The sequence below is a fragment of the Streptomyces sp. NRRL S-495 genome, assembly GCF_000966955.1.
GTDB lineage: Bacteria > Actinomycetota > Actinomycetes > Streptomycetales > Streptomycetaceae > Kitasatospora > Kitasatospora purpeofusca.
In genome coordinates this window covers 1-8,167 of the sequence record NZ_JZWY01000581.1, presented here as the reverse complement: position 1 = coordinate 8,167, position 8,167 = coordinate 1, and the positions used below count along the sequence as shown (strand labels likewise).

Below are 8,167 nucleotides of genomic sequence, written 5' to 3'. Positions count from 1 at the left end.
GTTGCCCATCAGCGCCGGCGCGGTCGGCAGGTTCCCGGCGATCGCGGTGAAGTTGAACGGGGTGATCGCGTAGACGAAACCTTCCAGCGGGCGGTGGTCGGTGCGGTTCCACACCCCGGGCGAGGAGACCGGCTGCTCGGCCAGGATCCGCCGGGCGAAGTGGACGTTGTAGCGCCAGAAGTCGATCAGCTCGCAGGCCGAGTCGATCTCCGCCTGCTGGGCCGTCTTGGACTGGCCGAGCATGGTCGCCGCGTTGAGCGTCTCCCGCCACGGCCCGGCCAGCAGGTCGGCGGCGCGCAGGAAGACCGCCGCCCGGTCGTCGAAGGACAGCCCGCGCCACTCCCGCCCGGCGGCCAGCGCGGCGTCCACGGCGGCCCTGGCGTCCTCCCGGGTGGCGTTGCCCAGCACACCCAGCTTCGCCGCGTGGTGGTGCGGCTGGACGACGTCGATCCGCTCGCCGCCGCCGAACCGCTGCTCGCCGCCGATGGTCATCGGCAGCGGGACGGGCTCGGCCGCCAGCTCGTCCAGCCGGCGCACCAGCCGCTCCCGCTCCGGGCTGCCGGGCGCGTAGCCGAGCACCGGCTCGTTGCCCGGGACCGGGACGTCGGTGACTGCGTCGATGGGCATGGGCGGGCTCCGCTCCTGGTGGGGCGGCCGGCCCGTTCCGACGACGGGCCCGGCACCCGTCCAGCCTGACCAGCCCGGGGGCGCCGCGCCCGCCCGGACACGCCAACGGTGGAGTGGCGCGCGCCACGTCCTCCGCCGAGCGGCGGGGCCGGCACGGGTCCGATGCCCGTCCGATGCCCGTCCGATGCCGGGGAACGCCTAGCCGGCGATCCGGCCGGCCAGCTCGACCGCCTCCGCCAGGCTGTCCACCACCGGCACGCCGACCGGCTCCAGCTTCTCCCTGGTGTGCGAGCCGCCGGTGTAGAGCACGGCGTGCGCGCCCGCCTCCAGCGCGGCCAGCGCGTCGTCCGCCGCGTCCCCGATCAGCACGGTGCAGGCCGGGTCCACCTGCGTGCCGAGCGCCGCCAGGTGCCGGACCAGGTACTCGGCCTTCTGCCCGCCGGCCGGGCCGCTGCGCCCGTCCACCCGCAGGAACTGGCCGGTCAGACCGAAACCCTCGACGACCGGCAGCAGCCGGTCGTGCTCGTACATGGACAGCAGCGACTGGCTCCGCCCGGCCGCCCGCCAGCCGTCCAGCAGCTCACGGGCGCCGTCGGTCAGGCCGCAGACGGCGCTCAGCTGGTGGTAGTGGTCGTGGAACGCCTCGTCCAGACGCAGCCACTCGGCCTCGGAGGGCAGCCGGCCGAGCAGCCGCTGGTAGAAGCGGGGGATCGGGATCTCGTACTGCTCCCGGTACTCCTGCAGCGTCATCGGCGCGACGCCGATGGTCGCGAAAGCGGCGTTGCTCGCTCCGAGCACCGCTTCCATGTCGTGGAAGAGCGTTCCGTTCCAGTCCCAGACGATATGAGTGCGCACGTCTGAACGGTAGCGCCGGGCCCGGCCGGACCGGTAGGACGGGGCTCACGGTGCCCGTGGGCCGGGGTGCACGACCCGGCACGGACTCAGGCGCGGGCTCAGGCGCGGACTCACGCGCGGGCTCAGGCCAGCAGGCCGGCGATCTCCTGGGTGGCGAACCACAGCAGGTCGTGGTCCTCGGCGCCGTCCACGGTGAACTGGGCGTCCTGGTCACCCGCGTCCGCGGCCGTCACCGCCCCGACCGCCGCCGCCACATCGGCCACCACGTCGCGGTCCGCGACATCGGCGTGCACGGCGGCCGCCTTGGCCAGCTTCAGCGGCCCGGCCAGCACCACCCGGCCCAGCGAGGCCTGGTCCTGGTACTCGTCGCCGGGGAACGGCGTCACGGCCGAGTCGGCGACGTCGAGCGCGATCACGACCCGGCGGCGCGGGGCGTCCGGCTCGGCGGCCAGCAGGCGGAGCGAGGACTGGGCGGCGCGGTTGAGCGCCGCGTACTCCAGCTCCTCCAGGTCGTCGCTGACGTACCACTCGCGCAGCGCGGGCGTCACGGCGTACGCCGCGGACTGCTCCAGCGCGCCGCCCGAGTGCGCCGCTGCCAGGCCGGTCAGGGTGGTGGGCACGTACACGCGCATCGGTGGCACTCTCCGGTTCGTCCAGCGGCACAGCTTCCAGCGTCCCCAAGAATAAGCTCCGGACGCGGCGCCGCGATCACCCGTGCACCCTTCGGCCCTCCCGCCGGGCCCGCGCGCCTCCCGGGCCGGCCGGCCGCGCCGCCGTTCCGGGGCCCGTCCCGCCGGCCGTCCCGGATCAGCGGGTGGCCTCCAGGACCCGGCGGCAGGTGTCCAGCGCGCTCTCCAGGACCGGGCCCCGGCGGGACGGGTCCATCATGTTCGGCCCCATCACGGCCAGGTCCGCGGGTGCGGGCGCGAGCAGGTGGACCCGCACGCCGCCCGCCCGCAGCAGTCCGGCCTCGCGCAGCAGCTGCCGGGTCACCGCCCTGCGGTAGCGGCCGACCACCTGGGCGAGCACCCCGCGTGGGAGGTCGCGCCCGCGCCGGGCGCGCGCGAATCCGGACGCGCCCGGGACGGACTCCGAGTGCCCCGGCTGCGTGCGCCCCGGCGGGTCGCTCCACAGCGCCATGGGCGCCAGTACGTAGACCTCGTCGAGGCCCCGGTCGAGCAGCAGGTCGGCATTGGTGGCCGACCAGCAGCCGCCGTCCACGTAGTCCGCCCCGCCCACCCGGACGGGGGCGAACCAGCCCGGGATCGCGCAGGAGGCCATCACCGCCTCGCCGACGCCGGCGGGCGGGGCGTCCGGGTCGCCGAAGACCACCCGGTGGCCGCTGCGGTAGTCCACCGCGACGACCCGCAGCGCCGAGGCGCGCCCGGCGAGGCCGAGCGGCGCGGGCCCGGCCGGGGCAACGCCGCTCGGCCCGGCCTCCCCGGTCGTTCCCGTCGCCGCGCCCGCCTCGGTACCGCCGAACAGGCCGCCGACCAGCGCGCCCACCGGCTCCAGCGAGCCCCGACCGTGCGGGGCCATCGCCGAGACCAGGGTGAGCAGCGGGTACTCGCGCGGGTGCCGCACGGCGTCCCGCAGCAGCCTCGGCGAGCCGATGCCGGCCCGGGGCCGCGGCGGCAGCGCGCCGCCGACCGCCGTGTCGTAGTCGAAGTCGACCCCGGCCAGCGGCCCGGACGTGATCGGCAGTCCCCGCTGGTGGTCCCGGAGCTGGTCGGCGCCGACCCCGGCGGCCAGCAGCGCGCCCAGGATCGCCCCGGCCGAGGTGCCGAGCACCACCTCCGCGTCACCGGCCCGGCGCCCGGTCGCCTCCTCCACCGCGCAGAGCGCGCCGACCGTCCAGGCCGCGCCGAGCATGCCCCCGCCGCCCAGCACCAGGCCGCGCCGGGGAGCGCCGGCGGCCCGCGGGGCCGTCGGCCGTGTCCCGGATACCCATGTCGTCATGCCGGCCGCCTGTCCTCGTCGGGGCGGTGCTGGTCCGGAGCGGGCGCGCGGCGGGCGGCCGATCCGGCTCCGGTCTCCGATCCTGCGCGTCGACCGACCCGGGCCGCAACGCCCGTCCTGGCGAACCCGACCGTCCTCTTTCGGGCTTTCCCGCCCTTCCCGGTGCGTCAACCCGGTGCGGAGCGGCTTCGTCCCGGACCCGCCGCCGCACGGGCCGACTCACCCGGATAGGTGAACTTTCCGGCGGCCGGGGCACCCCTCGCAAAGCCGTTGCAGCCCGCTGCGGACGGCCATTAACAAGGAACCCGTCCGCACCCGCACCACCCGGTCCCGACCGGCATCACCCCGACGCTCCACCCCGACCGCAGCAGCCGACCGGCCCCGCCCGGGCCCCGACCCGCCCACCGCTCCGAGGAAGGCCCATGACCACATGCCCGAACCGCGCCGCTCCCCCGCTCGCCCCGCCCGCCGTCCTGTCGGCGCGCCCGTACCGCCCGCACGGCACCGCCAGGGACCACCGGGCGGTCGCCGAACCGCGGCGCCCCCGCCACCCCAGGACGGCCTGCGCCGACGGACCGGGCCACGACCCGCGGGGCGGCCTGAGCACACGGTTCGCGCACCGGCTGGTCGAGGTGCTGACCGGCTCCCGGCCGTCCGGACAGCTGCTGCGCCACACCACCCTGGACTGCTACGGCCAGCTGTCCGCCCTGGTCCGGGCCGGCACCCTGCGCGGGACGCGGGGCGGCGAGCGGCCGCGGCTCGGTCCGGTGCACGACCGTTCGCCCGCGCCGGGCGCGGTCGAGGCCTGTGTCCGGGTCGACCTCGGCGGCCGGCACCACATGGTGGCGTTCCGGCTGGAGCCGCGAGGGCCGTCCGGCCAGTGGCAGTGCACCGCCGTGGAGGCCCGATGAGCCGCCCCGGACCGCACCCGCGCCCGTCCCCGCCCACCCCGTGGTCGGCCGCCGCCGCGGCACCCCTTGCACCCCCGGCGGCCCCGGGAACGACGCCGGGCGCCGCCCCCGTACGGGAGCGGCGCCCGGCATGGCGGCCGACCGGACCGGTCGGCACCGCCTCAGCTCTTGCGGCGGCGGCCCTTGGCCGACTTGGCGGCCTTGCGGCGCTCGGCGCGGGTCAGACCGTCGCCCTCGTCCTCGACACCGAGGTCCTCGAACTCGCCCTCGACCACACCTCCGCCGACCTCCTCCGAGGGGGCCGTGTAGTGCAGCCGCTGCGGCTTCGGGGCCTCCAGGCCCTTGGCCTTGATCTCCGGACGGGGGGCGTCCTTCTCCAGCTTGTCGAGCAGCACCTGGGCGTCCTCGACCGGGACCTCCTCGACCTGCTGCTCGACCTGGACCTCCAGGTTGAACAGGTAGCCGACGGACTCCTCCTTGATGCCCTCCATCATCGCGGTGAACATGTCGAAGCCCTCGCGCTGGTACTCGACCAGCGGGTCGCGCTGCGCCATGGCCCGCAGGCCGATGCCCTCCTGGAGGTAGTCCATCTCGTAGAGGTGCTCGCGCCAGCGGCGGTCCAGCACCGAGAGGACGACCCGGCGCTCCAGCTCGCGCATGATCTCCTCGCCGAGCTGGTCCTCACGGGCGCCGTACTGGGCCTGGACGTCCTCCTGGATGGCCTTGGTGAGGAACTCCGGGGTGAGGCCCGCGGTGCCGCCGGCCTCCTCCTCCAGCTCGGCCAGGTCCAGGGTGACCGGGTAGAGCTGCTTGAGCGCGGTCCAGAGCTTCTCCAGGTCCCAGTCGTCCTCGAAGCCCTCGCCGGTGGCGGCGTTGACGTACGCCTCGACGGTGTCGTCCATGAAGTGGCCGACCTGCTCCTGCAGGTCCTCGCCCTCCAGGACGCGGCGGCGCTCGCCGTAGATGACCTCGCGCTGGCGGTTCAGCACCTCGTCGTACTTGAGGACGTTCTTGCGGATCTCGAAGTTCTGCTGCTCGACCTGGGTCTGCGCGGAGGCGATGGCCCGGGTGACCATCTTCGACTCGATCGGCACGTCCTCGGGCACGTTGGCCATCGAGAGCACGCGCTCGACCATGCCGGCCTTGAACAGGCGCATCAGGTCGTCGCCGAGCGACAGGTAGAAGCGGGACTCGCCCGGGTCGCCCTGACGGCCGGAGCGGCCGCGCAGCTGGTTGTCGATCCGGCGGGACTCGTGCCGCTCGGTGCCGAGGACGTAGAGGCCGCCGGCCTCCTTGACCTCGTCCTGCTCCGCCTTCACGGCCGCCTTGGCCTTCTCCAGCGCGGCCGGGAACGCGGCCTCGTACTCCTCCGGGCTGTCCACCGGGGTGAGCCCGCGCTGCGCCAGCTCGGCCGCCGCGAGGTGGTCGGCGTTGCCGCCGAGCATGATGTCGGTACCGCGGCCGGCCATGTTGGTGGCGACGGTGACGGCGCCCTTGCGGCCCGCCTGGGCGACGATCTGCGCCTCGCGCTCGTGGTGCTTGGCGTTCAGCACCTCGTGCGGGATGCCGCGCTTGCGCAGCTCCTGCGACAGGTACTCGGACTTCTCGACCGACACGGTGCCGACCAGCACCGGCTGGCCCTTCTCGTGCTTCTCGGCGATGTCCTCGACCACGGCCGCGAACTTGGCCGGCTCCGACTTGTAGATGAGGTCGGGCTGGTCGATGCGCAGCGGGTTCTTGTTGGTGGGGATCGGCACCACACCGAGCTTGTAGATCTGGTGGAACTCGGCCGCCTCGGTGGTACCGGTACCGGTCATACCGGCCAGCTTGTCGTACAGGCGGAAGAAGTTCTGGAGGGTGATGGTGGCCAGGGTCTGGTTCTCGTTCTGGACCTCCACCCCTTCCTTGGCCTCGATCGCCTGGTGCATGCCCTCGTTGTAGCGGCGGCCGGCCAGGATACGGCCGGTGTGCTCGTCGACGATCATGACTTCGCCGTTCATGACGACGTAGTCCTTGTCGTTCTTGTAGAGCTCCTTGGCCTTGATGGCGTTGTTCAGGAACCCGACGAGCGGGGTGTTCACCGACTCGTAGAGGTTGTCGATGCCGAGGTAGTCCTCGACCCGGGTGACGCCCTCCTCGAGGATGCCCACGGTGCGCTTCTTCTCGTCGACCTCGTAGTCGCGGTCGATCTTCAGGCGCAGCACCAGCTTGGCGAAGTCGGCGTACCACTTGGTCGCCTGGTCGGCCGGGCCGGAGATGATCAGCGGGGTCCGGGCCTCGTCGATGAGGATCGAGTCGACCTCGTCGACCACGGCGTAGTTGTGGCCGCGCTGGACGAGCTCGTCCTTCGACCAGGCCATGTTGTCGCGCAGGTAGTCGAAGCCGAACTCGTTGTTGGTGCCGTACGTGATGTCCATCGCGTACTGGCGCTTGCGCTCGGCGGGCGTCATGTTGCCGAGGATCACGCCGACCTCGAGGCCGAGGAAGCGGTGCACCCGGCCCATCCACTCCGAGTCGCGCTCGGCGAGGTAGTCGTTGACCGTGATGAGGTGCACGCCCTTGCCGGTGAGCGCGTTGAGGTACGTGGGCAGGGTGCCGACCAGGGTCTTGCCCTCACCGGTGCGCATCTCGGCGACGTAGCCGTGGTGCAGCGCGGCGCCGCCCATGATCTGGACGTCGTAGTGCCGCTGGCCGAGCACACGCTTGGCGGCCTCGCGGACGGTGGCGAAGGCCTCGGGGAGGATGTCGTCCAGCGACTCGCCGTCGGCGAGCCGCTGCCTGTACTCGTCCGTCAGGGCGCGAAGCTCGGCGTCGGTGAGGTTGACGAAGTCCTCTTCGATGGAGTTGACCTGGGCGGCAATCCGCTGCAGCTTGCGAAGGATCTTGCCTTCGCCGGCGCGCAGGATCTTGTCGAAGACGGACACGTGAGCGGGCTCCTTGCCTGTATTGGCACTGGACGACTGCACGGCGGATCCACCCCACCGCACGGGCCATCGTATGCGAGGAGCCCAACGCCTCGGGAGGTGCGTCAGCACGGTATTCCCGTGTCACCCCTGCGAGCACATGCCCCGATAGCATTCCCCACCGGGGCAAACCGGGCAGCCGTTCGGAGAGTTGGGAGCCCAGGACCGTTAATCGGATGCTCGGATTCATCTCTGGACGAAATAATCCGCCCATGGAAGAAATCCCCGAACCCCGCGCCGGGGAGCAGTCCGGCCCGCCCGCCGCCGACCCCGCCCGCGAGCCCGTCGTCCTCACCACCGAGCGCCTCGTCCTGCGCGCTCCGCGCGAGTCGGACATCGACGCGATCAACGCCGCCTGCCAGGACCCGGAGATCCAGCGCTGGACGGTCGTCCCCAGTCCGTACCTGCGCACCGACGCCGAGTACTTCGTGTCCGATCTGGCCCTCAACGGCTGGCGGACCGGCGAGAACCTGGTCTGGTGCGTGTTCGAGCGCGAGTCCGGCGCACTGGTCGGCACCCAGGGGCTGATGCTCCGCGCCGGGCGGACCGACGTGGCCGAGATCGGCTGGTGGGCGACCAAGGAGTTCCGCGGCCGCGGCTACACCGTGGAGGCGGCCACCGCGGTGACCCGCTACGGACTGGCCGAACTCGGCCTGCGCCGGCTGGAGTGGCTCGCCTACGTGGGCAACGACGGCTCCCGCGCGGTCGCCACCAAGGTCGGCTTCCGGTTCGAGGGCACCCTGCGGGCGTACGCCGAGCAGCGCGGACAGTTCCACGACTCGTGGATCGCCTCCCTGCTGCCCGGCGACCTCGCCGACTGACCGGGCCGCCGCCACCGCCGCCACCGCCGCC

Annotated in this window: 7 protein-coding genes; 2 read left to right on the top strand and 5 right to left on the bottom strand. The window is 73.4% G+C overall.

Annotated elements, in window-relative coordinates; genetic code table 11:
• The 4 genes from VR45_RS27810 to VR45_RS27795 form a co-directional block, all read right to left on the bottom strand.
• On the bottom strand, positions 1-621 hold a 621-nt coding region (locus tag VR45_RS27810; protein ID WP_045942598.1), incomplete at its 3' end, for an aldehyde dehydrogenase family protein.
• A 204-nt stretch (positions 622-825) separates the two neighbouring features.
• Entirely contained in the window at positions 826-1,482 is a 657-nt protein-coding gene (locus VR45_RS27805; RefSeq protein WP_286163500.1) for an HAD family hydrolase, read from the bottom strand.
• A 122-nt stretch (positions 1,483-1,604) separates the two neighbouring features.
• Entirely contained in the window at positions 1,605-2,114 is a 510-nt protein-coding gene (locus VR45_RS27800; protein WP_045942593.1) for a hypothetical protein, read from the bottom strand.
• 175 nt (positions 2,115-2,289) lie between these two features.
• On the bottom strand, positions 2,290-3,441 hold the full coding sequence (locus VR45_RS27795) for a patatin-like phospholipase family protein (RefSeq protein ID WP_078896892.1): 1,152 nt from the start codon (positions 3,439-3,441) through the stop codon (positions 2,290-2,292).
• Positions 3,442-3,863: 422 nt separating this feature from the next.
• Between VR45_RS27795 and VR45_RS44515 the strand changes: the two genes are divergently transcribed.
• Positions 3,864-4,352 carry an Rv3235 family protein gene (locus VR45_RS44515; protein WP_052709423.1) on the top strand — a complete coding sequence of 163 codons (489 nt, stop codon included), beginning with the start codon at positions 3,864-3,866 and terminating at the stop codon, positions 4,350-4,352.
• A 161-nt stretch (positions 4,353-4,513) separates the two neighbouring features.
• Here the strand turns inward: VR45_RS44515 and secA are convergent, their stop codons facing one another.
• Entirely contained in the window at positions 4,514-7,276 is a 2,763-nt protein-coding gene (secA, locus tag VR45_RS27785) for a preprotein translocase subunit SecA (RefSeq protein WP_045942592.1), read from the bottom strand.
• Positions 7,277-7,527: 251 nt separating this feature from the next.
• Here secA and VR45_RS27780 point away from each other — a divergent pair, with 251 nt between their 5' ends.
• Positions 7,528-8,136, top strand: a complete 609-nt coding sequence (locus VR45_RS27780; protein WP_078896891.1) for a GNAT family N-acetyltransferase — start codon at positions 7,528-7,530, stop codon at positions 8,134-8,136.
• Positions 8,137-8,167 lie beyond the last annotated feature (31 nt).

What these genes read in the sequence shown, in the direction of transcription:
- VR45_RS27800 (WP_045942593.1), bottom strand. Translation starts at nt 2,114, where the DNA reads ATGCGCGTGTACGTGCCCACCACCCTGACCGGCCTGGCAGCGGCGCAC.
- VR45_RS27795 (WP_078896892.1), bottom strand. Translation starts at nt 3,441, where the DNA reads ATGACGACATGGGTATCCGGGACACGGCCGACGGCCCCGCGGGCCGCC.
- VR45_RS44515 (WP_052709423.1), top strand. Translation starts at nt 3,864, where the DNA reads ATGACCACATGCCCGAACCGCGCCGCTCCCCCGCTCGCCCCGCCCGCC.
- VR45_RS27780 (WP_078896891.1), top strand. Translation starts at nt 7,528, where the DNA reads ATGGAAGAAATCCCCGAACCCCGCGCCGGGGAGCAGTCCGGCCCGCCC.